Raw genomic sequence first — 23,504 nt, 5'->3', positions numbered from 1 at the left:
TATGATCATCAAACGGTTTGAAAAGCTTGCATGAACGCTGATGCTGGTGATGCAGCCTCAAAAGTCGCTCGATCAACACTCGCTTTAATTTGGTGATCTGACAGCCACAACACTTGATAAGCGGGAAAAGCAGCCAAGTCGCGAACATCATGCGTAATCATCAAATACGTCCGGTCAGGGTGCGCCCGCATCACAGCGAATAGTGTGGCCGCATGTTCCCGGTCAATCATAGCGGTGGGTTCATCCAAGACCACCAATTCGCGATCGACTTGTAGAAACAACAATAGTTGCACCAACTTGCGCTGACCACCAGACAAGTCATGGTAATGGCGATTCCAGATTGGTGTCAAAAAAGCTAACGTTGGCGCATCCACCAATGAGGCTAAATCAGCCAAGGTCAACCGACACCGCCCAGTCTCAATACCAAGTATCAAGACTGCCACATCACAAACACGAATCGAAGTTAACATTGGCAACTGTTGGTTGAGATAAATGTTCGTTAAATGCGGCGTAATCTGGCCTTGAAACGGACGTAATCCCAATAAAATATCCACTAGCGTGGTTTTTCCAGCGCCATTTTGACCAATTAGAAAGTTGACTTGGTGTTCTGGTAATTGAAAAGATAAGTCCTTGAAGAATGGCTGTGGCGCTTTAGGAAACGTATAAGTTAAATTTTCGATATCCATTTATAAGCCCTCCTCCGGCAACAGTTGCAAGTGACGATAACTGACCAACCCCACTAGTCCTAGTCCTAACCAAACTACTAAATAGCCTGGTAAGAAGCTACGCCAATCGCCAGTAACAAGCACGCTAAAACAATTCATGACTAAGTAGACTGGACTGAGCAAGTTCGCGGTAATGTTCGTCAGCGTCAAGTTTAACGCATGACCAATCGCCACAGACCCAATCATCACCGCTAAAGTCACCACATTAATGACGCCACTGACCGTTTGGTAACGTAGTCGAAAGCTCAAAATTGGCAGGCAGTAACCCCAAATCGGCACACTGACCAATAACAAAACACTCCATAATCGCCACAAGACGGCCACAAACGCGACCCGAAATAAGAACGCACTCACTACCGCAACCAGGCCCAAAATCACGCCAACAAGGATGAGATTAACGACTGCCTTACTGATAATGAACACACTAGGGTTGACCACTAATGACGCATACTGCTTTAAATAACCTTGTTCCCGTAACAAAACGACTTCACTGACCATCACCATCGTATTTGCCACGATAATCCAAGCAATGAATGGTAGTACTAGCTTGGTATATTGGACCAAACTCACCGTCTTAAAAAAATAACCATTTAAATTAAGGCCTAAAAATAAAATTGGTAGCCCGACTGTATACAACAACACGCTGACGTTGTCTAACATCACCTTCACAAAATAACGTGTGTAGAGCCAAACCTGAACGCTATACTTTCGCATCTTTACCACGCCCTCATTATCAAGCTAATCAAAATATTATTTTGTTGTTTTTTTAACATTATCAGCTTTAATTATTAGTCACAATGTTTTCGCGGCTATTCATCCCATTTTACTGATTGAAAGTTATTTTAAAATGTTTGCAAATTAAACAAAAAAGGCCACATCAGCTTTTATTGATGTAGTCCTTAAATTCAACTCAGTTTGTATAACTAGCCAATGATTAGTCTGCCCACGGAAAAGCCAAACTAATATTCTGATTAAAAGCCTCTTGGCGTTTCAACTTGGCCATACGCTCGGCCTGCCGTTGTTCATACCCCTGGCAAACGTATTGATATTCTGGCTTATCCGGTTCAATTGGCGGCAACGTAATGCCCCGTTCCGCCACTACGAATGATGAGAAGCAAGTCAAGCCTAAGAAGCGTTCGCCAGTCGCCAGATGTTCCCCGATAATCTTCGTGAAGACTTCGATTGAGCGATGCCCGACCCCTGACACATACGACTCCGTACACATCGAATCTTGTAATTGAAACGGCAAGATGAAGTTGACTTGGTCGACCGATGCCGTCACCGTTTGGACCCGTGCCACTCGCGACGCTGGAATCGATGAATTATCATCAATAATCGCCAAAATCTTACCGCCAAAAACGGTATCATGTTCATTTAAATCGGACGAAAAGACCCGATGATTGTTGACTGACAATGTTTGCGATACTTTTAAAGCTTCCATAGTCCACCTCGGCAATAAGTTAATTTCCTTTATTATACTAGAAAATGGGCAGTCGTGACGTTCCTATCCGAAAACGCCCTCATGAATGTCGAAACGGATGTGGCTTAACCACATACCGCGCTAGCACCCCACGCAAATCAAATTGGGCAATGACCGTGGCCAAAATAATCAGACTGCCGCCAATGACTAAATGTTGCGTTAATGGTTCTACTTGGAAGACAACCGAAATCAGACTGGCAAATAATGACTCGGTAATAAGAATCAGCCCGGCTGTCACCGTATCAGTATACTTTTGACTCGTAATCTGAATCACCTGCGCGGCAAAAGTCGCGATCACGCCAAGATATAGAACGGGACCAGTCGCCGCTAGCCAATCGATATGGGCCAGCTGATGACTATCAATGGTAAACGTATACAAAGTCCCGCAGATTGCTTGAACAAAACCTAACTGAAACGCAATTACTTGTGGCCGGGCATGCTTGGTCGCATAACCGTAGTAGGTCATCTGAAAAGCGAAGAAAATCGCGGTCAGTATCATCAAGATGTCACCAATATGTAGTTTGAAGCCATTCGTTAAAACCCCAGTCAGAATCAACATTCCCACCATACATAGGCCCATCGCCAGATAAATCTTCAGCGGTGGCACCTTTTTATAAAATAACCAGGCAATCAGCGGTAACAAAATCACGTATGCTGAGGTGATAAATGAACAATTGCTAGGCGTGGTGAATTCTAGACCGGTTGATTGTAATTGCACCACGACGAAGTTAAAAATCGCACAGACGGCACCAATCTTGAACTCCTGCCAAGTCATCGTATTGACGACTTTATGAAAAAATAAGTAAACTAACGCGGCCGAAATAAGGCCCCGTAAGGTATTGATCACAGCCGGTGGCATTTGCGCCGCAATCACCATTTTAATAAAGGTATAACTAGATCCCCACAATAAAGCCACTAAAACTAAATTTCGATTAGCACGGGCTGGCGTCATAATCCCACCTGATTTCAACAAGAATGTCTTTAATCATAGGCTTTTCTGAAAAGTCTGACAAGGGTTTTCATGACCTTTTATCATGATATTTATTTCGACCACTTATCTTCACCTCATGATTCACTTTTGGTTACTTGACTAATCAAACGAACTCCACTACTTTTTTAACCAACTAACCGACCAATTTTAGAATGAATCGTTCATTTCAAAAACCGACCGTGCTATGCTGACACGTAGAAATTGAGGTGATCCTATGCAGATTCAAACAAAACTTGCACCCGTTTTAACTAGTGCTAAAGCGCTATTTATCGTTCCCGGCTTTGCCGATACCAAAATGATTGATATTGCCCAAGCCGCTGATATTGCGGTTGGCACGTTATATCATTTATTTAGAAGTAAAGAAGACTTATTGCAAGCAGTCTTTACCGTCACACTTGACCCCGCGGCCCTAGACAAGGTCACTAACTTGCCAATTACGCCCCAAACCACACCGGATTTAATTCAAGCTACCCAACGCCGTTACCAGCAAGCGGCCACGCAACTCGACCGTTTAATGGCGACGGATCAACAAGCTGGCGCGTTTAGCCGCTTGACGAGCTACTTATTCACCACTTTTGATCAATTTGGTGCTTACTTTTTGATTCTCGAACGCAACGCCCAGCTCAATCCGCAACTCGTCAGTCTATACAAAGATTATCGTCAAGCGCTCTATCAAAACGTCGCTCATTATTTAACCGTCCTCGTTAGTCATGGCGTCGTAATCCCGCAACTTCAGCCTTACTATGACGCCCATCTGATTATTGATGAGATTTTCTGGTGGTCTGCCCACAAACGTTACGATGCTTTTGAACACCAAGCTAATAATTTTGACCCAGCATTAATGAAAAAGACCGTCATGACCCAACTGGCACGCAGTTATACCATGCCAGCTTAATTTGAATGATCGCGCTTAATCGTTTGCGCGATCATCGGCTTAAAAAATGAATGAATCGTTCATTTTACACTAAGGGGGCGGTTAAGATGTTCTTAACCGAATGGAAACACGTTTTACACACTAAAGGCTTGTTAAAAATCATTTTGGGGATTTTGTTGGTTCCAAGCTTTTACGCCGTTATTTTTCTAGCTTCACTTTGGAATCCTTATGCCAATGTCCGCCACTTGCCGGTTGGTGTGGTCAATCAAGATGTTCCGGTCACCAAAGCTGACCACCACTACCAGTTGGGTGCCAAGTTAACCCAGCAGCTCGTACGCAATCACAGTGCTGATTTTCATCGACTCACCATGGCGACCGCCCAACATCAGCTAAAAACTGGCAAAATCTACATGGTCATTACAATTCCCCGCCAGTTTTCAAGACAAGCCGCTACACTTGGCAGCGCTCATCCACAGGTTATCAAGTTGCATGACCAGACCAACGCCGGCTTTAGCTTTATTGCAATGAAAATGAACACCACCACCGCCACTAAAATTCAAACAGCCATTGAAAAGCAACTGACGACCAGTTATCTTCAAACAATGGGCCGTAACTTGCGTCAATCTGGTCATCAGCTGACTACTGCCAGTCATGCCTTAGCTCAAACGACGACCGGATTACGGGCTATCGCTACCGGTAATCAAACTGAAACGACTAATTTACAACAAACAACCGCGGGCACCGTCAAGCTCGCACATGGGTTAAGCCAACTTAAGCAGGGGTTGGCAGCCGCACAACCTGGCTTTGCCCAATTAACTGCGACTGATACTGCCCTGCAAACAGCCATGACCACTCAAAACCAAGCTTTACAGCAACTTAAACAAGCTCTAGCAACGGCACAGCCTAACTTACGCGTCATCCGCCAACAAATCGATCAGCTACAGGCTGCTAATCGCCTCAAATCAACTAAGTTAGTCGCCATGAACCGCCAGCTCACTCAGCAGCTGGCACAAGGCAATCAACAAGCACAAACGGCCTTAACTGCCACTCAGCTAGGTTTGGCCCACCTCCAAACTGCCGATACCCAGTTAACTACGGGCAGTACCCGGCTAACATCTAGCACACAGCAAGTTACCACCGGAAATCAGAAAATCACCACGGCGCTAAAAACTGGTGGTCAGCAATTAACAACGACCGGTCGGCGGACCACTCGCCAAGCCGACTTGACCGTTAATCCGATTAAGTTAAGCCATTACGATGCCACTCATGTTCAAAATAACGGCACTGGGATGGCGCCTTATCTGATGTCAGTGGCGTTATTCGTGGGCTGTATCACGTTTAACATTATTTACGATATGTTCACCCCACATCGCCGGCCTAAAACTGCCGGTGATTGGTGGGCACAAAAGATTCCCTTTTTATTTGAATTTACAGGCTTAGCCGCCACCGTGATGTTTGTCTTATTAGGGCTGATCAACCATCTTAATCCACTCGAAGCCATTCGTACCTATGCGTTTTGCCTACTAACCGTTTGGACCTTTGCCAGTATCGTCACCTACTTCAACCTGATCCTGGGTAAAACCGGTGCTTGGTTAATGTTGATTTTTATGATTATTCAGCTCGGCGGCTCAGCCGGAACCTACCCGATTCAACTCTCAAATTCATTTTTCCAGACACTCCACCCGTATTTACCAATGTCAATCTCAATCGATGCCTTTCGCAGTACCTTGTCCATCGGTAATTCTATTTGGCCTGAAATCACCATTTTTGTCGGCCTCATCATTGTCTTTAATTTACTGATGCTGTTGACTTTTCATGTGAACTTACCCAAGCTCAATCAACGTTTAAGCTAGACAAAAGCCCTCGATAGCGCTATCGAGGGCTTTTACTGACTCATTCTAGTTAATATGGAACCGAGCTTTTAGCTTAGCCTCACTGGCTGTCAACAATTGCTGCGGATCAACATCCATTTTGGCACTCATCACTAAGACTTGATCCAAGACATCGGCAAGCTCTTCTTCCAAGTTTGCTTGCAAATCGGCCGGCGTGGCAATTGGTTCACCGGGATGGTCTCGTCCCAACTTAATGGCCCGTACTGCCCGTGATAATTCACCAACTTCTTCAGTCAGAAAATTCAATCGAATAAACGGTGATAGGTCATACCAACCGCGTTGCTGATAAAAATCAATTAACCATTGTTGATGGCTACCTAAATCCACTCAAATCATCTCCAAAATAAGGCTTAAACTAATCATACCCTAAAACAGATAATTGTCTGCCACTTTTTTGCTAACTGACTGTTCTTGGCAAGCTGTTAACTTGCCATCAGCCTAAAACTCTGGCAAAGTAACCGTCAACCACGCCCGTTTAAAACCGGACGCTTGTGAGAACCACACCCCCTGGCATGGCGACCACAATTTGCTTAGATACAGCGTTAGCCTACGAATAGGACTTATCCGCTAATTACCAAAGCCTTTTAAGTCCGTAGGTTGCCAGACGGACTTGCTTCTTACTATGAGTATACTGTATCCATAACAAAATGTATTATAATAATATTTATGGAAGAAACATATGAGTAAAAACAATGGCGGAGAAATCCACGAGCGAGGCTATGTTTACAACTTTCATTTTCACTTGGTCTGGGTCACCAAATACCGGCACGAAGCATTTACAACGCCAAAGCTAGCCGCTGAGATGGCTGATATTCTAACGAAGATAGCCCGGCTAAACGAAGTGACCATTGAGCAGATGGCCGTAATGCCGGATCATATTCATTTACTACTAAGCTTTAAACCTAAGTATGCCCCAACCAATGTTGTCAAAGCATTCAAGGGCGGCTCAGCTCGCCTATTCTTTGAACGACATCCAGAGATAAAAAGTCAAAAGTTTTGGGGCGGACATCTCTGGTCTCCAAGTTACTTCATGAGTACTCTTGGTGATATGAGCAAGACGACCGTAGAAAACTATATTGCTAATCAGCGAAAAACATAATGGCATCCATCCCTTATTTGAAAGCAAGGAAATTCTGCCAAATTTATATTAAATATAAAAAAATAATAGTGAGGCCCTCGTCATGATTGAAATCCTGCAACGTCAAATCCAAGATATTCCAATTCTGGAAGTAGTTCCGGATAACTTCCGCCATCAAGCCCTGCCGCTCGTCGTCTTTTATCATGGGTGGCGGTCTGAAAAAGAGTTGGTGCTAACCCAAGCCCGCAAGTTGGCCCAACACAACTTGCGCGTCATTTTACCAGACGCTATGAATCACGGCGCGCGTCAACAACCCGTCAGCAGTCTGCCATCAGTCACGTTTTGGCAAAGTATCCAAGGCAATCTGGCCGAGTTTGAGTTGTTGATTAACTTTTATCAAACCCGCCATTTGATTCTCAACCACCAAATTGGGGTTGGCGGTTATTCCATGGGCGGGATGACGACTGGCGCATTACTCACTCAACATCCCGAAATCAAAGCTGCCACCATCATTATGGGCACGCCTAATCTCAATGCTTATGCTGAGCTAGTCCGAACAAGCGCTGCCAAGCATCAGCGTTACTTACCGCATGATATGGCCCAATTAACGAGTTGGCTTGATAACTACGACTTGAATCTGCATCCAGAAACCATTAATCACCGTCCAGTGCTATTCTGGCACGGGACGGACGATGAGCGGATTCCGTATCATCAGGCCCGTGACTTTTTCGACCAGGTCCATCAACAACCATATGCTGAACAGATCGCGTTCATTACCGGCTATCAAGCTAAGCATCTGGTGAAAGTCCCGTTAATGGAAAAAGTGGCGAATTTCTTTGATTATTATCTTAATTAATCAGCTTATTGATAGCTAGTCATACTAATTGGCAAACTCACAGTAGTTTCAAAAAATTTCAGACCCACTTCAAGGGCTCGCTCAAGTCATACCGAGTGGGCCTTTTTCAATAAAAAAATAGTTATGTGCCAGCCCCACCAAAAGGCTACCCCATAACTATCACGTTCAACTTTAGTTTTCAGTCCGAGCTGGGCGAATCCGTTTACCCCAATATTGGAAGTAATCGGTCCGTAATGCCCCGTTATACAATTTCCGACGCTTAGTGGCTTTCTTGCCGAAGTAATCTTCAAATTCTAGATCACTCGTCAAGATATATTTACTCCAACTAGGTAACTTCGCGTAAACTTGACCCATTTGCCGATATAAAATCCGCACCGTGTCACGATCACTTAACCGTTCCCCATAAGGTGGGTTGGCAATGATCACGCCATTGATCTTTTCGGTCGTAAAGTCTTTAACGGCTAATTGTTTGAACTGGATATCATGTAAAACACCCGCTTCTTGAGCATTTAACTTGGCAATATCGATCATCTTACCATCGATATCGTAACCACTAATATCTAAGTCCATGTCATAATCTGCTTGACTATCGGCTTCATCACGTAATTCTTGACTCAAGCCTTTCGGAACCCAATCCCACTTTTCACAAGCAAAAGCACGGTTGAAACCGGGTGCAATGTTACGCGCTAATAAGGCCGCTTCAATCGGGATTGTTCCCGACCCACAAACGGGATCAACAAATGGATTGTCTGGATACCACTTGGCTAACATGACCAAGGCCGCTGCCATGTTTTCCTTCAATGGCGCGCCACCTTTTTCTAACCGGTAGCCCCGTTTGAATAAGCTGGAACCAGTCGTGTCTAAGGTCAATAAGACTTTATCCTTATTGATAGCGACTTCTAATGGGAACAAAGCACCAGTTTCAGGTAAATGCCCATTCCGATGGTAAGTGCTGGCCAATTGGTTCACAATCGCTTTTTTAACGATTGATTGGACATCCGGCACACTGTGTAACTTGGAGTTACGTGATTTCCCTTCAACTGGGAATTCCGCATCCATTGGTAAGAGTTGGTCCCAAGGTAACGCCAAGGTCTTTTCGAAAAGTTCATCAAAGCTGTAAGCGTTAAATTCACCAACAATAATCTTTACCCGATCGGCAGTGCGTAACCATAAGTTGGTCCGTAAAATATCTTTGATGGTCCCGTTAAAACGCACCCGGCCATTTTCAACTTGCGTTTGGTAGCCTAAGTCGCGTAATTCGCGCCCAACCAAGGCTTCAATCCCGCTGGCACATGTTGCTAGTAATCTAAATTCTTCCATAGTTTCCTCCTGCCGTTTTGGCATGATGATTTATTTCTATTTTTATGTTAATTCAGTTAACACGTCTTCTACAGTTTAGCATAATTACCTAAGTTAAACGCGGTTCGACTACAATCCACACCGGATTTATTCATCGAGTAAGCATCCCTAAAACGTTCGGAAAATTTCCGTATAAAAAAACTGGGACAAAAGCGAACTTTTGTCCCAGCATTCTGTCGACATGTAAATCCCTGTAGGCCACGTTTTGTACCATACTGAAGCACAGACGTCAGTCAGTATGGCGGTAATCATCTATCTCAAGATTATTAATCTCCTCGACCACTTTGTTCAAATTCCAGTGTGGTCGACTCCCCTACCGTAAGTTTGGGTTTCCCGCTCGTGGGGTTTACCGCGTTCCAAACTAGCCGTTTCCAACTAGTTATCGTCACTGTGGCACTTTTCAGGCATACTCGGGCATAGCTTACACCTTAGCCGTTTTTGCCGCCGTAAACGATGCAAACATCGCTCCCCCGGTTTATAGCCGAGCACGGACACTACAAGCATCGCAGCTTGTGCGGGCATGGACCTTCCTCAATCAACATAAGTTGACCGCGATTACCCAGGATTTACACTGAATCACGTTTAGAGTCGGTGTGATTCATTTTGATTATTGTCTAATTGAGCACCAAAGACGTGGCGTTCCAAATTAGATAAACGTTTCAGAATATCCATGTTCGTCACCGTACTAGTTGGTTGTGAAGATGGACTGGTTCCGCCCACAGCGACTTGCTTAGTCAGTTCGTCAACTTTTGCGCGTAACCGTTCGTTTTCATCTGAAAGTTGTTGGTTATCTTTATTAAATGACTCATAGTCCTTAATGACATTATCTAAAAATCCATCCACATCTGCAGGATCATAACCCCGCATCTTTGGTTTGAATTCTTTTTGCAGGATGTCTTTGGGAGCAAAATTACGTTTAGCCATACTTAAAAACACCTCATTGTTATTCGCGCGACACCAAAATAGGCATCCGCATTACTTAAAACATTGTAGCAGACTTTATTCAAAATTAAAACCATTATTCTGTTTTTCTGCATACTCGGTCGCACTTTCTTGCAACCAATCAAAATCAATCAGTGTCAGCGGATACGGATGATCTTCGCTGAACTTTTGAATCAAATCATAGTCGTACGTAGGCTTACCGGGGTTATCTGGATCATACACCAAAGTCGCCGCATCGGTATGGGTTACCATGAATTCTTGATAGTTTTTTAATTGTTGTGGATTTTCATAAGATTGCTTACTAACTGCCGCATGGAAGTCCACCCGCGCTAATAATCCTTGTAACTTAGCTTGATTATTCTCATTCCAACGGCCACCAAATTCACCATAAGGTAGCATCATCGCGACTTTTAACTCCGGATAAGTTTGCTTTAATTCCAGACCGACTTCGGCACACCACTGTTCAATTCCCAGCTGACCGCCAGTAATCAACCAATCTACCCCATCTTCGATCTGACTGGTCAAATATTCGGTCAATGCATATTTAATCACTTTTAATTTATCGTCTTGTTCGCCAAAGACGTTTAATTCGTAGCTCCGATAACCGCTTAGCCATAATCGACTCACAAAAAAAGCTCCCTTCAACTTGACTAACAATTTCTTTAAAACATCACAGATATTTCACATTAGCCGCTTTAATGGTAAAATATGACAATATTAGGAGGTTGATAATTTGACGATTCGTTATCCCAACGGCAAGGCTTATCGCCAACCTTCCCCAAGCAACAAACCGCATTCTAAGTTTGCCAACGTTAACTTCGGCGATCGCGGAATGAGTTTGGAAGAAGAACTTAATGCCAGCAATACTTATTATCTGGAAAATGATATCGCAGTTATTCATAAAAAGCCAACGCCCATTCAAATCGTGAAAGTTGACTATCCGAACCGCGCCGCTGCCGTCATTCGTGAGGCTTATTTTCAACATGCCTCCACGACTGACTACAACGGGGTCTACCGTGGTAAATACTTGGACTTTGAAGCGAAGGAAACCAAAAGTAAAACGGCCTTCCCACTCAAAAACTTTCATGAACATCAAATCGAGCACATGCGCAAATGTTTGCAACAAGGCGGCATTTGTTTTGTCATCATCCGATTTGCCGTTTTAGAACGGTTATTTCTATTAAAAGCGACGGATCTCAACACTTACTGGGACCATCAAGCGGATGGCGGCCGTAAGTCCATCCCACTCGCTGATGTCGAACGTTTGGCTACAGAACTACACTATCAGCTTAATCCATTAATTCCATATTTGGATGCCGTGGATACTATCATTAATGTATCACCATCAAGTCACTAAAGGAGAACATCATGGCAGGTAACAATGATCAAGATTCACGGGTGGCGCGCAATCGCAACCAACCCCAACCCCCGAAACGACATTGGTTTCGTCGGATAATTCTAACATTAATTGCATTATTTGTGGTGGGCGCCCTCGCCGGTATTGGGTTATTTTTCTATTACGCACAGAGCTCGCCAACGATTACCGAAAGCAATCTCAAGAGTGAAAATGCCACCCGAATTTACGATGCCAACAACAAATTGATTGCTAACTTCGGGACTAGTAACCGGGAGTACGTCAAGTCTAATCAGATTCCCGCAACTTTAAAGAGTGCGGTGGTCTCTATTGAAGACCGTCGCTTCTATCAACATAAAGGGGTCGACTACTACCGGATTCTCGGCGCAGCTTTAGGTAATTTAAAAGGTAGCTCACTCGGCATGCAAGGCGGGAGTACCTTGACAATGCAGCTAGTTAAACTCTCCGTCTTTTCAACCAACACTTCGGACCGAAACTTACGGGTTAAAGCCCAAGAAGCCTGGTTAGCCTTAAATGTTGAAAAGCATTTCAGTAAAGCCCAGATTTTGGAATTCTATATTAATAAAGTTTACATGGGTAACGGGATTTACGGAATGGGTACCGCCGCTAAGTATTACTACGGCAAATCACTCAATAATTTAAATCTGAGTCAACTGGCCCTCTTAGCCGGGATGCCACAATCACCAACTTACTATAATCCATACACGTACCCAAGCTATGCGACGAACCGGCGTAACTTGGTCTTGCAAGCGATGTATGACAGTAAAGCCATCACTAAGCAGCAAGAAACCACAGCCGAAGCGGTGAACGTGAAGACGGGCCTTGCTAAGACCCATGGCAGCATCGTCACCCAGCAGAAAAAGCAAAAAGTGATTGATGCCTATTTGACGGAAGTTAGAGCGGACCTTAAGAAAAAGGGGTATGATCCGGCTACCAGCGGTGTCAAAGTCTATACCAACCTGAATATGAACGCCCAACAACGGTTGTATGACATCGCCAACACGTCTAAATATGTGAGCTATCCTGACAAGAACTTCCAATTAGGCGTTTCGGTCGTTGATTCTTATACTGGTAAAGTTTCCGCGATGATTGGTGGTCGTAAACATACTAACGTCACTTACGGCTTAAATCGAGCGGTCCAAACTGATCGTTCCAATGCGTCGACGATGAAGCCAATCCTTGACTACGGTCCAGCAATTGAATATGAAAGCTGGCCAACATACAAGACAGTTGCCGATACGAAATTTAAGTACCCTGGTGGCAACACATCTGTCAATGACTTTGATAACAATACCTTAGGCAATATGACAATGCGTTCCGCCCTCGTCCAATCGCGGAACATTCCCGCCGTGCGGACTTTAGCACAGGTTGGTCGGAATCGCGCGAAGACCTTCGCCAACCAACTTGGCATGAATCTCAAAGGGACCATTCCGTATTCAAGCGCGATTGGCGCTTATGTTTCATCCTTACAAGTGGCTGGTGCTTACGCCGCCTTTGCGAATGGTGGGACTTATCACAAGCCATACTACATTAACAAGATTGTGACTCAAGACAACCGCACCGTTAATTACACCAGTAATGGTAAACGTGTCATGAAGCAATCGACGGCCTATATGATTACGGACATGCTCAAAGACGTTATCAATTCCGCTTCTGGGACTGGGACGACTGCTAAGATCAACGGTGTCTACCAAGCTGGGAAGACTGGGACCGATGATTATCCAGATAATCTTAAAGGAACGGTACCTTCTGATGCAATGCTTGATTCTTGGATGGCCGGCTATACGAAGAATTATTCTGTCTCAGTCTGGACCGGGTATGATCGTAAGGATCAAGGTTATATCGATAATTCTAACGCTAAGATTTCACAAAATATTTATCGTGAAATGATGACTTACTTACAACAATATTCACCAAATTCCGATTGGGCCAAACCAAGCTCTGTCGGCACCGTTAAGAAAAACGGAATTGAAGAATTATACGTCGTTGGTCACCTCTTCTCTAATGCTGAAGCTAATTCCGGGACGACCGGTAGTAGCGTCAACAATGGGACGACCACCACGCAATCTTCATCAAGCGCGACGGATCATACGATGACCCAAAGTTCATCGAGTGCTTCCAATTCGAGTGAAACCGCCTCAAGTTCTAGCGAAGCTAGTTCGAGCGAAAGTTCGAGCGAAGCTGCTAGTTCCAGTGAAGCTAGTTCGAGCTCGCATGAAGCCTCCAGTTCAACGGCTGCCAGCTCCAGTTCAGCCGATAACAACCAACACGCTGGTCAATAGTCAGTAAATTTAAAGGCACGTCACAGCAAGCCCTAAACGGCCTGCCATGATGTGCCTTTTTTGTTATCGTCATTCATTCTGCGCAAGTTAACCATTTCGTTACCAAACCTTTACGTCATCATGCTAGTTAACGGACACCAAGTTCACTATGCTAAAGAAAAAAAGGATGGTGCACTCATGCGACTTAAGCATCCGTGGTTATTAGGACTAGCTGTACTGCAACCCTTGTTAGTCATTTATTATCGGCAACGACTCTTAACAGCTTTTTGGTTACCTTATCGAGACGTACCTCAGCTTTTACAAATCTTTGATCATTGGCGTGCGACCAATCAGGTGACCTTGGCCTTTTGTATCGGGCTACTTTGCCCACTGACTGCCTTTTTGGTAGTTAATCTTTATCCAGCTAACCACCAGCATCGATTTTCAAATTATTACGATTTACTTATCACCCCTGCCATCTTTTTAGAACTAAGCCTTCTGATCGATTTCATCAGTCATTACACGCTACTTAACCAGGCTGAACTACTATGGGTATTGGCTTACATCGGGACGTTAAGTTTAATTGTGCTAAGTCATTTAGGCTGTCGCTATTATCATTTGTTACACCACTAAAAAGGGCTCACTGACAACGGCATTTAACCGTCACATCAGTGAGCCCTTTTCCAATTAATGATCACCAAGCTTAAATAACGGAATCTTTGGCCCAGCATTCTCGCCAGTTTGTCGCTGATTGGCCTTCGGTACTTGATTCAAGCGCTTATTCAAGCCACTTTGCCGATCTGCTTCAATCTGCGCCGCCGTCGTTAAATTCTTCTTACTCCAGTTGAGCAAGATGCGATCCATATACTTTAAATTATAAACCTGACTCAAGACTGCTTCACGTAACGCCAGTTCAATAATCTCTGGCTGGTAATGATCTTCGTCAAACCATTTACTAATAAACTCCATCTCAAATGAGGACAAGGCCCGGCCAAATTCGCTTTCGATACTGCGAAAGACTTTTTGCCGCTGATTCCCATCATCGACCGCCGTTGATGCCACTGGTTTAGGCTTCGTTAACGCGACGGCTAATTTGTCGTAAATACCATCAAAATTATACCGGTCATGAATCTTTTTATCGGCGGCTGTCACAGATTCAATCGTTAGTAATTTTTTTGATAATAGTTCATGTAACCGTTGGAAGACCGTATTAGCAGGTTCTCCCATACTTTGGGCAACTAGATTAGCGTCAGGAAATTCACTGCCTTGATCCATCAACCGTTTGAATTGCAAATACACAACCAATTCTTCACTGGTCATCCCGATTTCATGATAATGCAATAACAACACGTTTGGTAACGTGGTTTGCCCGTCCTTGATTAGTGCTTGTGCTAGTGGTTCCATGTTAACCCCCTATAATAACAACAAACGGGCTGTTGATTAGTCCATTAACCAACGAGCCCGTTTGTTCAATTAACCGTTACTGTGCTGAATGTTCAGCGATTTTCTTGGTCATAAAGTCTTGCAACCGTTGATAAGCTTTACGTAATGAGGCCATATCAGTCGCATAGCTTAAGCGGATATGCCCAGGTAACCCAAAGGCTTCACCAGGAACCAGACCCACGTGAGCGTCTTGTAAGACCGCCGTACAGAAGGCTGGCGCATCGGCATACCCCGTTAAACGCAACGCTTCCGTCACATCAGGGAATAAGTAGAACGCCCCCGCTGGCTTACCAGCTGGCAACTTGAATCCTGGTAAACTTTTAATCAACGGATATAGTTCATTCAACCGTTGTTCAAAGCCTTGGCGCATCGTTTCAACAGAGGTCTGATCACCGCCAAAGGCTTCAATCGCAGCATATTGAGATACTGCTGCCGGATTACTTGAGGCATGGCCCAAGACCACGCCCATCTTCGCCATAATAGCTTTTGGCCCGGCCGCATAACCAATCCGCCAACCAGTCATCGAATACGCTTTAGAGACCCCGTTAATTAAGACCACGTGACTCATATCCGCATCACCCAGTTCTAGGACTGACGTGAATTGATTGCCATTGTATAACAGCTTCTCATAGATTTCATCAGCGATGACTAATACATCATGCTGAACAGCCCAGTTCACAATCGCCGTTAATTCCGCACGACTGAAGACTAACCCAGATGGATTTTGTGGCGAGTTCAAGACTAAGGCTTTCGTATGCGCCGTTCGTTGGGCTTCAAGGTCAGCGACGGTAAAGCGTAGTTGCCGATCCGTGCCGACTTCTACCGGCGTTCCGTTAGCTAACTTAACTTGTTCGGAGTAGCTGACCCAGTAAGGAACCGGCAATAAGACTTCATCACCCGGATTGATAATGACTTGGAACAACGTAAACAAGGCTAATTTAGCCCCATTGGTCACGACGATCTGGCTAGGGTCAAAGTGATAACCATGGTCGGCTTCAATCCGCTGACTGATGGCTTGCTTTAAAGCTGGTACCCCGGTTGCCGGCGTGTAAAAGCTGGCTTGCCCATTTTGAATACTCTCAATCGCCGCTTGTTTAATATTATCAGGCGTCTGATAATCAGGCTCCCCGATGCCTAAGTTAATGACATCAATGCCATCTGCTAGCATCTGTTTAGCCTGCGAACTAATTTTTAATGTCGCGGACGGTTGAATCTGCATCACTTTTCGCGATAACTCCATAAACGACCGGCTCCCTTTCAAGTTAAATATTAATAATTGATTTTAATTGATTCCCATTAGAATATTGTAGAACTTCGTAGCACAAGGCTTTTTTCGAATTCAAATATGTGACTTCCCAAACAACTTGGCCATTGTATTTACCAATCGTCGCCTTGATGACCTTACTAGGGTTACGCTTGGACCAAACCTTACGTAGCGCTTGGGTCCGTGTAAGCCCAGCCGATTGTTTCACAACCGTCGTTTGGTGCTTTTTCGACGTATTGATAATGGCATAAACGGGCACATTTTTCTTGTTAGTACCCGTCACCACGTAGTAACTCTGCGTGCCATTATATTGGCTGAACGCCGTTGTGGTCTTTAGCTTACCTTTGCTAACGGCGACGCTATAGGCCGTTTTTTGAGCGGTATGCATCGGTCGCTGAGCGGCCCAGAGTGTACCATAAATGGCGACGATCACAGCCAAAACAACTAACAAAATAATCATAATCAGCCGTTCTGGTCGGCGTCTTCGTTGAACTCTCATATTATCCCTGATCCTTTCAAAAAACAGATAGCTATATTATAGCAAATTCCAACTAGCGCGGAACGCTTTCTCAATTAGTTTTGAAAAAAGTTTGATAATTCGCTTGTAATTTCAGAAACTGACCCTTCAAACGGCGGTAAGGCTTTCGGCAAGGCCTTTAAAATCGTCTTACCATACCGTTTAGTGGCAAGCCGGTCATCTAAAATAATTGCGGCCCCAGTATCTTGTTCCGTCCGAATCAAACGTCCAATCCCTTGCCGCAACTTCAACGCGGCCTTGGGTAAGGCTTCGTTATAGAACGGATTTAGTTGGGCCTGCCGTAATTGTTGATAACGGGCTTTGGTCGTGGTCTGATCAGGAGATTCAAACGGTAATTGCGTCACAATTAAGAGTTCCAGTTGTTCCTGTGGCAAATCAATACCCTCCCAGAAACTGGCCGCCCCAAGTAAGATGGCATTATCCCCTTGCATAAAGCGCCGTAATAACTTTTCCCGACTGCCATTGACGCCCTGCGCTAAAATCTCGCGGTCAGCGGAAACGTTCGTCTGGTGCAAGCTGTAAAAGACGGCTTCAATCATGCTCAACGAATTAAACAAGATTAAGGTCTGCTTGGGCGCAGCATTCACAATCTCGCTAATGGCACGCGTTAAATAACTCACCCGTTGCTTACCACTCGGTTGTTCCGGACCACGGGCATCGGTGGCAATCATCAGCCGGGCCTGCTTTTGCAAGTCAAACGGCGTCGACAATTGATGATGTTCCGTAGTCGTCGGGTCAAGATCTAGCTGACTGTATACATATTGTGACTTACCAGTGGCAAATAGCGTCGCACCGGTAAATAATGGCGCACTGAAGTAAGGATAAAGTTGATCCTTGAAATAGCCCTTAGTATCAATCAAGCTGCCGGCAATCGTTAAGCTGCCACGATCATGCCATTGATTTAAGCTGACCCAGAAAACGCGTTGTTCGCGCGTGGCCGGAATTAACCAAGTCTGTAACAAATCATAGGCTTGGCGTAACGTTTGGAGTCGGTTGTAAAAGTCGTCCAAAACATGTTGCTCAGCCGGTAATATCTCCGTTTGGTCATGCTGATATTGCTCATTTAATTGCTGGAACTGCAAGAAACAATTTTCAATCGCCGTTTGCAGTTGCCGGACCAACGTGTTGTTCTCAGCAAAAAACTGGGTCACCGCTTCCGTCGTAATGGCGTATTCTAACGGTTGACTACCGCCCTTTTGCTTCGGCACAAAAGTTCGAGCCAAAGCCGCTTGTAATTGTTGTAAATGCAGATCAGTATCATTCAACGAATTATCTAACAGTTGCAAGCGATAATCGGCTTGGGGCTGTTCAGCAAATAACGACCGCAGATTCAACCCATGTTCTTGGTCAATCCGACTCGTCAAACTGTGGCAAGCCGCCATGTAAAAGTTAAAGTCAAAGCGTTGCCGCGACTCATGTAAGACGCCATCAGCCAAATGCTGCGCTTCATCGAGAACCAACAATGGCTGTTGCTGTCGACTACCTAATTGCGCGACGTGCCGCATTAAGTACGCATGATTCGTCACGATAAACGTGGCTTGCGCCGTCAGTTGATCCCGGAAACGTAAGAAATCTTCCTTAAAGAACGGGTCATCAGCCTTAAGCGCGGCCACCCCATGATGGGCGATCTCGCTAAAGTATGGCGCTTGATACGTGGATAGATGCAACTCATCTAAATCACCAGTCGTGGTCGTTGTCAGCCAGACCAAGACGCGTAATTTTAACAATTGCGTTTGCTTGGAATGTTCATGCAACGCTAACCCGCGATTAAACCGTTCCAAGTCAATATAATGTTGATTGCCTTTAATCACTACAGCCGTGACTGGATTTGGCAATAAGACATTCAGGAGCTGCACGCCTTGCGTTAACAATTGGTTTTGTAAAACGGTCGTTGCGGTACTGATAATCACTTGGTGTTCATTTTGCGCTAGGTACGCTAACGGCAACAAATAACCAAGCGTTTTTCCGGTTCCAGTCGGCGCTTCAATCATTAGTGGCGTGCTTTGATCGGCTTTTTTAGTGTAATGCCGATAGATTTGATTCATCATCCGCGCTTGTTGCGGCCGATACGTCAGATCATCCCCGAATAACTGTAACTTTTGCTTCTTCGTTAACGGATAACGGGCGTTACTACGACCTTCAGCATGCTGTGGCAGACTCTTCTTACGGAGTGCTAACCCATTACAGATCATTAAATCTTTCGGCAACCGGGTCGGATGCTGCTTACCTTGTTGTAACGCCAAAGCAAACAACTCACTCGTTTCACGTGGCAAGTCCGGTGTTAACCGTACCATCGCTTGTAAGGTGATCAATGGCAAGTGTGCTAACCGTTGCTGTAAGAAGATAAACAAGTGCGCCGTCGCAATGGCATCACTGTCGGCAGCATGCGGGTGTTGATGCTTAATATTCAGCAAACTACTCAAATCGCGTAACCGAAAACTCGGGGCCGTGGGTAATAGAATCTGGCTCAAGGAAACAGTATCGACTGCTTGAATGGGTAATTCAGGATAGCCAACCCGTTGCAGTTCCGCATTAATAAATGGCAAATCAAAATTAACATTATGCGCCACAAAAACAGTGCCTTGCAATAGGCTGTAAACAGTCCTAGCTAAGTCATCAAATGGCGGGGCTTTGCGAACCCGCGCATTGCTAATACCCGTCAAGTTTTCGATCACTGGCGGTACCGTGGTTAGTGGATTGACATCGGTCGCAAATGTATTAATTATTTTATTGTTTTTAACAAACGCACAACCGATTTGAATAATTCGGTCGCCGTCTTTAACACTAGTACCAGTCGTTTCAATATCGACGACGGCATAGGTGGTGTTTGGTTTCATAGGTCATTTCCCCAAATCAAAACTTAAGATTAAATTTCATCATAGCATATTATTATTTCAAGCTGTTGTATCAGCATTTCAGTAAAGATGCTCAAAATAAATTATAGCATAGCTAGTAGTAAAAAAATCCCATGATAATCAATTAAGATTGTCATGAGAGTTAATCGTGAGACCACAAGCTAGCCAGCATTCACAACTAGTTACGACCCTTACTTACAGTGACAAAAGATTAGCGTGATATCAGTCTTTAACTCGATTCAGTGATTGCTAACCTTTCAAATGAGTCACGACAATCACGGCCACTTCACCTAAATATCCAATGCCAACCGTGCGACCACTCGCTTCCCAACTAACTAGACCCGTGGAAAAATCCCGCATAATACGGTATTATTAACCTATTAATAATTCATTTAGAAAGGCAGCGACACGATTGAAAAATCTAGCTACCGGCACTAGTCATGCCAAAATTATTTTGATTGGTGAGCATGGGGTGGTTTACGGACAACCCGCCATTGCCTTACCCATCTCGACGATTCAGATGCAGGCCGTCATTCACGCACGTGATACGGTCCAAACCGTTAAGAGTCGCTACTTTAATGGGGACTTTCATGCCATGAGTGCCAACTTAGGCGGCATCCAATCCTTGATTCAGACCTTACTTAACCGTTTTGAAGCCCCAGATCAAGGTTTCGATATTCATATTACGAGCGATATCCCATCTGAACGCGGTATGGGGTCATCAGCCGCGGCAGCCGTTGCGGTCACGCGAGCGTTCTATGACTTTTTTGACCAGCCTTTGTCACAACAAGTTCTCCTAAAAACTGCAAATATTGCCGAAAGTTATACCCATGGGCAACCTAGTGGTCTCGATGTGGCAACGGCGAGCGCAAAGTCCCCCGTTTGGTTTATTAAAGGCCGCGAAAACTACCCGATCCCGGTTAAGATTCCAGGTTACCTGGTTATTGCGGACACTGGCATTAAAAGCCAGACTAAAATTGCGGTGTCGACCGTTAGAAACTTGTTAATGGTCGAAGGTGCACACATTCAACATCGCATCGACCATTTAGGCGTATTGACGCGCCAAACACGTGATGCGCTTGCTAACGGCGATTTAAGTGCCTTAGCAACCGCCCTCAATGGCGCACAAGATGATTTGCGCTCGTTAGGTGTCAGTCATCCGGCGTTAGAACAATTACTCGCGGTTGCCCGTCAAAATGGCGCTTTAGCAGCGAAGTTAACGGGGAGTGGTCAAGGCGGCTGTATGATTGCGGTGGCACCCGAAAAGGCCATTGCCAATACACTATCTCAAAAATTATCCGCAGCTGGGGCGACCGCAACTTGGGTTGAACCACTGCTCAATGACGATTAAAGCGGAGGATACTCATGTCGAAACTAGTTACGGCTAAAGCCCACACTAACATTGCGTTAGTTAAATACTGGGGTAAAAAAGATGCCGATTTAATGTTGCCACAAAACGGCAGTATCTCATTAACTTTGGATCACTTTTACACCGAAACAAGCGTGCAGTTCCAACCGCAATTAACGGCGGATCAGATTTATTTTGACGACCAGTTAATTGCGCCAGCTAAGGCCGCACGGATGACGACCTTTTTAGATCTCATTCGCCAGCGTAGTGGTCAGACTCATTTTGCTACCGTGCGGACCACTAATCATGTTCCCACTTCTGCTGGTCTCGCTTCATCAGCTTCCGGATTTGCCGCGCTGGCCGCAGCTGGCAGTCGCGCGGCTGGCTTAAATTTAACACCCATCGAACTCAGTCGGCTGGCACGCCGGGGGTCCGGTTCGGCCACCCGCTCAATTTTTGGTGGCTTTGCAGAATGGCATGCTGGTCATGATGATGCCAGCTCTTACGCTGAACCGCTCCAAGATCCGGTCGATTGGGATATTCAAATGATTGCGGTCGTTTTAAAAGCCACCAAGAAACCGATCAGTTCAACAGCTGGGATGGCTCGCGTTGTCGCGACTTCGCCCTACTATCCAGCTTGGGTTCAAACCGCTAACCACGACCTTGACGACATGCGCCAAGCCATCCTTAATAAAGATTTAACAACCGTTGGTGAGCTTGCCGAAACCAACGCCATGCGAATGCACGCCTTAAATCTGAGCGCCAAACCAGCATTTAACTATTTTACAGCTGACACGCTAACGGCGATTAAAGCCGTGCAAGACTTGCGTGCTAACGGGGTAAACTGTTATTATACTTTGGATGCGGGTCCCAATGTGAAGATTATTTGTGCCGGTCAAGATACACCAGTTATTATGACCGCCTTGCAACGTTACTTTGCGGCCGAACAATTGATTGTCGCCAAACCGGGACCTGGAATTTCAATTACGGAACACTAAAAATTTGCTTATTTTAAGTTGATTGGCTGGGTTGACTGCGACGTCCCCATTCAATCACGAAAGGACATGATGGTATGATTACGGTGAAAGCACCTGGAAAACTTTACATTGCAGGGGAATATGCAGTGGTTGAAAGTGGCTTTCCAGCGATTATCGTGGCGTTGAATCAGTTTGTGACCGCTACGATTTCACCTAGTGATACAGTTGGGAGTATCGTTTCAAAGCAATATCAAGAAAACTCCATTTATTGGCGGCGGCAAGGCGATGCGATGGTTTTTGATAACCGTGACAACCCCTTCCACTACATTCTTTCAGCCATTAGTTTAACGGAAAGTTATGCTCGTGAAGCCGGCCGTGAATTGGGTGTGTATCACTTGGGGATTAATAGTGAACTTGATAGCGCTGATGGCAAGAAATACGGCTTAGGCTCATCAGCCGCCGTAACAGTGGCGACGATTAAAGCCCTCTGCCAATTTTATAAGTTACCCATGGATAAAAGTAAGTTGTTTAAATTAGCCGCCATTGCGCATTTATCCGTTCAAGGCAACGGCTCATTAGGTGATATTGCCGCCAGTGTTTACGGGGGCTGGATTGCTTATCATTCCTTCGACCGGCAATGGCTACAAGTCCAACGTCAAAATTGCTCATTAACTGAACTACTGGCAATGACGTGGCCCGACTTAAAGATTGAGCTCTTAACGCCACCCGCTGACTTACGCTTAATGATTGGCTGGACCGGGTCACCCGCATCCACGTCACATCTGGTGGATAAAGTCGCCATGGTTAAGGCCAAACAACGAACTGAATATCAGACCTTTTTACAAGAAAGCAAAGCTTGTCTCAAACGGATGGTCCAAGGCTTCCATGCTGGTGACTTACAACAGATTCAGACTGAATTACGGCACAATCGTCAATTATTACAAGACTTAGGCGCATTCAGTCACGTCACCATTGAGACACCCATCTTGAAAAAAATGATTACGATTGCGGAAACTGCTGGTGCCGCGGCGAAGACTTCTGGCGCGGGTGGTGGCGATTGTGGTATCGTCCTCATTGACCAAGCCATTAAACCAACCACGATGCTCAAACAATGGGCACAAGAAGGCATTGAACGCCTAAACTTGAACGTCCATACCGTTAGCGACCAATCAATCTCAAACGTGTAATTCTTATCCGGGCGACAACCCAGTTTGTCGCCCGTTTTTGACCTAAAACTTTATTTGGA

22 protein-coding genes and 1 other RNA gene are annotated in these 23,504 nt (G+C 45.1%); 10 read left to right on the top strand and 13 right to left on the bottom strand.

The window, feature by feature from the left end; translation table 11 throughout:
- Window positions 1-8: 8 nt before the first annotated feature.
- The 4 genes from FFM77_RS08775 to FFM77_RS08760 form a co-directional block, all read right to left on the bottom strand.
- Window positions 9-686, bottom strand: a complete 678-nt coding sequence (locus FFM77_RS08775) for an ATP-binding cassette domain-containing protein (protein ID WP_137635398.1) — start codon at window positions 684-686, stop codon at window positions 9-11.
- Entirely contained in the window at window positions 687-1,439 is a 753-nt protein-coding gene (locus FFM77_RS08770; RefSeq protein ID WP_137635397.1) for a hypothetical protein, read from the bottom strand.
- Between the two features lie 220 nt (window positions 1,440-1,659).
- Complete coding sequence (locus tag FFM77_RS08765) at window positions 1,660-2,166, bottom strand: acyl-CoA thioesterase (protein WP_137635396.1); 507 nt, start codon at window positions 2,164-2,166, stop codon at window positions 1,660-1,662.
- A 79-nt stretch (window positions 2,167-2,245) separates the two neighbouring features.
- Window positions 2,246-3,157 carry a DMT family transporter gene (locus FFM77_RS08760; RefSeq protein ID WP_171001590.1) on the bottom strand — a complete coding sequence of 304 codons (912 nt, stop codon included), beginning with the start codon at window positions 3,155-3,157 and terminating at the stop codon, window positions 2,246-2,248.
- A gap of 253 nt (window positions 3,158-3,410) precedes the next feature.
- On the opposite strand from FFM77_RS08760, the gene FFM77_RS08755 reads away from it, so the two are divergent.
- Window positions 3,411-4,091 (top strand): TetR/AcrR family transcriptional regulator, encoded by a 681-nt coding sequence (locus FFM77_RS08755; RefSeq protein WP_137635394.1) that lies wholly within the window; start codon window positions 3,411-3,413, stop codon window positions 4,089-4,091.
- A gap of 86 nt (window positions 4,092-4,177) precedes the next feature.
- Window positions 4,178-5,923 carry a YhgE/Pip family protein gene (locus tag FFM77_RS08750; protein WP_171001589.1) on the top strand — a complete coding sequence of 582 codons (1,746 nt, stop codon included), beginning with the start codon at window positions 4,178-4,180 and terminating at the stop codon, window positions 5,921-5,923.
- A gap of 45 nt (window positions 5,924-5,968) precedes the next feature.
- Here the strand turns inward: FFM77_RS08750 and FFM77_RS08745 are convergent, their stop codons facing one another.
- A complete protein-coding gene (locus FFM77_RS08745) occupies window positions 5,969-6,289 on the bottom strand; it encodes a MazG nucleotide pyrophosphohydrolase domain-containing protein (protein WP_137635392.1) in 321 nt (106 codons plus the stop codon).
- Window positions 6,290-6,641: 352 nt separating this feature from the next.
- On the opposite strand from FFM77_RS08745, the gene tnpA reads away from it, so the two are divergent.
- Both tnpA and FFM77_RS08735 read left to right on the top strand, forming a co-directional pair.
- Window positions 6,642-7,061, top strand: a complete 420-nt coding sequence (gene tnpA / locus FFM77_RS08740) for an IS200/IS605 family transposase (protein WP_137635391.1) — start codon at window positions 6,642-6,644, stop codon at window positions 7,059-7,061.
- Window positions 7,062-7,143: 82 nt separating this feature from the next.
- Window positions 7,144-7,896: an alpha/beta fold hydrolase gene (locus tag FFM77_RS08735; protein ID WP_137635390.1), complete on the top strand. Its 753-nt coding sequence runs from the start codon at window positions 7,144-7,146 to the stop codon at window positions 7,894-7,896.
- A 171-nt stretch (window positions 7,897-8,067) separates the two neighbouring features.
- Here the strand turns inward: FFM77_RS08735 and FFM77_RS08730 are convergent, their stop codons facing one another.
- The 4 genes from FFM77_RS08730 to FFM77_RS08715 form a co-directional block, all read right to left on the bottom strand.
- Window positions 8,068-9,216, bottom strand: a complete 1,149-nt coding sequence (locus tag FFM77_RS08730; RefSeq protein ID WP_137635389.1) for a THUMP domain-containing class I SAM-dependent RNA methyltransferase — start codon at window positions 9,214-9,216, stop codon at window positions 8,068-8,070.
- A 228-nt stretch (window positions 9,217-9,444) separates the two neighbouring features.
- An RNA gene (rnpB, locus tag FFM77_RS08725) (RNase P RNA component class B) lies at window positions 9,445-9,822 on the bottom strand.
- Window positions 9,823-9,837: 15 nt separating this feature from the next.
- A complete protein-coding gene (gene gpsB / locus FFM77_RS08720; RefSeq protein WP_137635388.1) occupies window positions 9,838-10,179 on the bottom strand; it encodes a cell division regulator GpsB in 342 nt (113 codons plus the stop codon).
- Window positions 10,180-10,254: 75 nt separating this feature from the next.
- On the bottom strand, window positions 10,255-10,824 hold the full coding sequence (locus FFM77_RS08715) for an SLOG family protein (protein WP_137635387.1): 570 nt from the start codon (window positions 10,822-10,824) through the stop codon (window positions 10,255-10,257).
- A gap of 106 nt (window positions 10,825-10,930) precedes the next feature.
- Between FFM77_RS08715 and recU the strand changes: the two genes are divergently transcribed.
- From recU to FFM77_RS08700, 3 genes are all read left to right on the top strand, one after another.
- A complete protein-coding gene (gene recU / locus FFM77_RS08710; RefSeq protein ID WP_137635386.1) occupies window positions 10,931-11,554 on the top strand; it encodes a Holliday junction resolvase RecU in 624 nt (207 codons plus the stop codon).
- 11 nt (window positions 11,555-11,565) lie between these two features.
- Window positions 11,566-13,854, top strand: coding sequence for a transglycosylase domain-containing protein (locus FFM77_RS08705; RefSeq protein WP_137635385.1), 2,289 nt, complete (start codon window positions 11,566-11,568; stop codon window positions 13,852-13,854).
- Window positions 13,855-14,031: 177 nt separating this feature from the next.
- Entirely contained in the window at window positions 14,032-14,466 is a 435-nt protein-coding gene (locus tag FFM77_RS08700) for a hypothetical protein (protein WP_137635384.1), read from the top strand.
- 54 nt (window positions 14,467-14,520) lie between these two features.
- Here the strand turns inward: FFM77_RS08700 and FFM77_RS08695 are convergent, their stop codons facing one another.
- The 4 genes from FFM77_RS08695 to FFM77_RS08680 form a co-directional block, all read right to left on the bottom strand.
- Complete coding sequence (locus tag FFM77_RS08695; RefSeq protein WP_137635383.1) at window positions 14,521-15,237, bottom strand: DnaD domain-containing protein; 717 nt, start codon at window positions 15,235-15,237, stop codon at window positions 14,521-14,523.
- 76 nt (window positions 15,238-15,313) lie between these two features.
- Window positions 15,314-16,516, bottom strand: coding sequence for a pyridoxal phosphate-dependent aminotransferase (locus tag FFM77_RS08690; protein ID WP_137635382.1), 1,203 nt, complete (start codon window positions 16,514-16,516; stop codon window positions 15,314-15,316).
- Between the two features lie 22 nt (window positions 16,517-16,538).
- The gene (locus tag FFM77_RS08685; protein WP_137635381.1) at window positions 16,539-17,039 is read right to left on the bottom strand and encodes a cell wall elongation regulator TseB-like domain-containing protein; all 501 of its coding nucleotides are present in this window, start codon (window positions 17,037-17,039) and stop codon (window positions 16,539-16,541) included.
- Window positions 17,040-17,113: 74 nt separating this feature from the next.
- Window positions 17,114-19,915: a helicase C-terminal domain-containing protein gene (locus tag FFM77_RS08680; protein WP_137635380.1), complete on the bottom strand. Its 2,802-nt coding sequence runs from the start codon at window positions 19,913-19,915 to the stop codon at window positions 17,114-17,116.
- A gap of 430 nt (window positions 19,916-20,345) precedes the next feature.
- Between FFM77_RS08680 and mvk the strand changes: the two genes are divergently transcribed.
- The 3 genes from mvk to FFM77_RS08665 all read left to right on the top strand — a co-directional run bounded on the left by mvk (window position 20,346) and on the right by FFM77_RS08665 (window position 23,445).
- Window positions 20,346-21,284: a mevalonate kinase gene (gene mvk, locus FFM77_RS08675; protein ID WP_137635379.1), complete on the top strand. Its 939-nt coding sequence runs from the start codon at window positions 20,346-20,348 to the stop codon at window positions 21,282-21,284.
- A 14-nt stretch (window positions 21,285-21,298) separates the two neighbouring features.
- Window positions 21,299-22,279 (top strand): diphosphomevalonate decarboxylase, encoded by a 981-nt coding sequence (gene mvaD, locus FFM77_RS08670; RefSeq protein WP_137635378.1) that lies wholly within the window; start codon window positions 21,299-21,301, stop codon window positions 22,277-22,279.
- Between the two features lie 74 nt (window positions 22,280-22,353).
- Entirely contained in the window at window positions 22,354-23,445 is a 1,092-nt protein-coding gene (locus FFM77_RS08665; protein ID WP_137635377.1) for a phosphomevalonate kinase, read from the top strand.
- Window positions 23,446-23,504: the final 59 nt, after the last annotated feature.

This window comes from Lactiplantibacillus songbeiensis, from assembly GCF_005405125.1.
GTDB classification, from domain to species: Bacteria; Bacillota; Bacilli; order Lactobacillales; family Lactobacillaceae; genus Lactiplantibacillus; species Lactiplantibacillus songbeiensis.
Note: the sequence above shows the minus strand (reverse complement) of the source record. Positions and strands in the feature narration are given on the sequence as shown.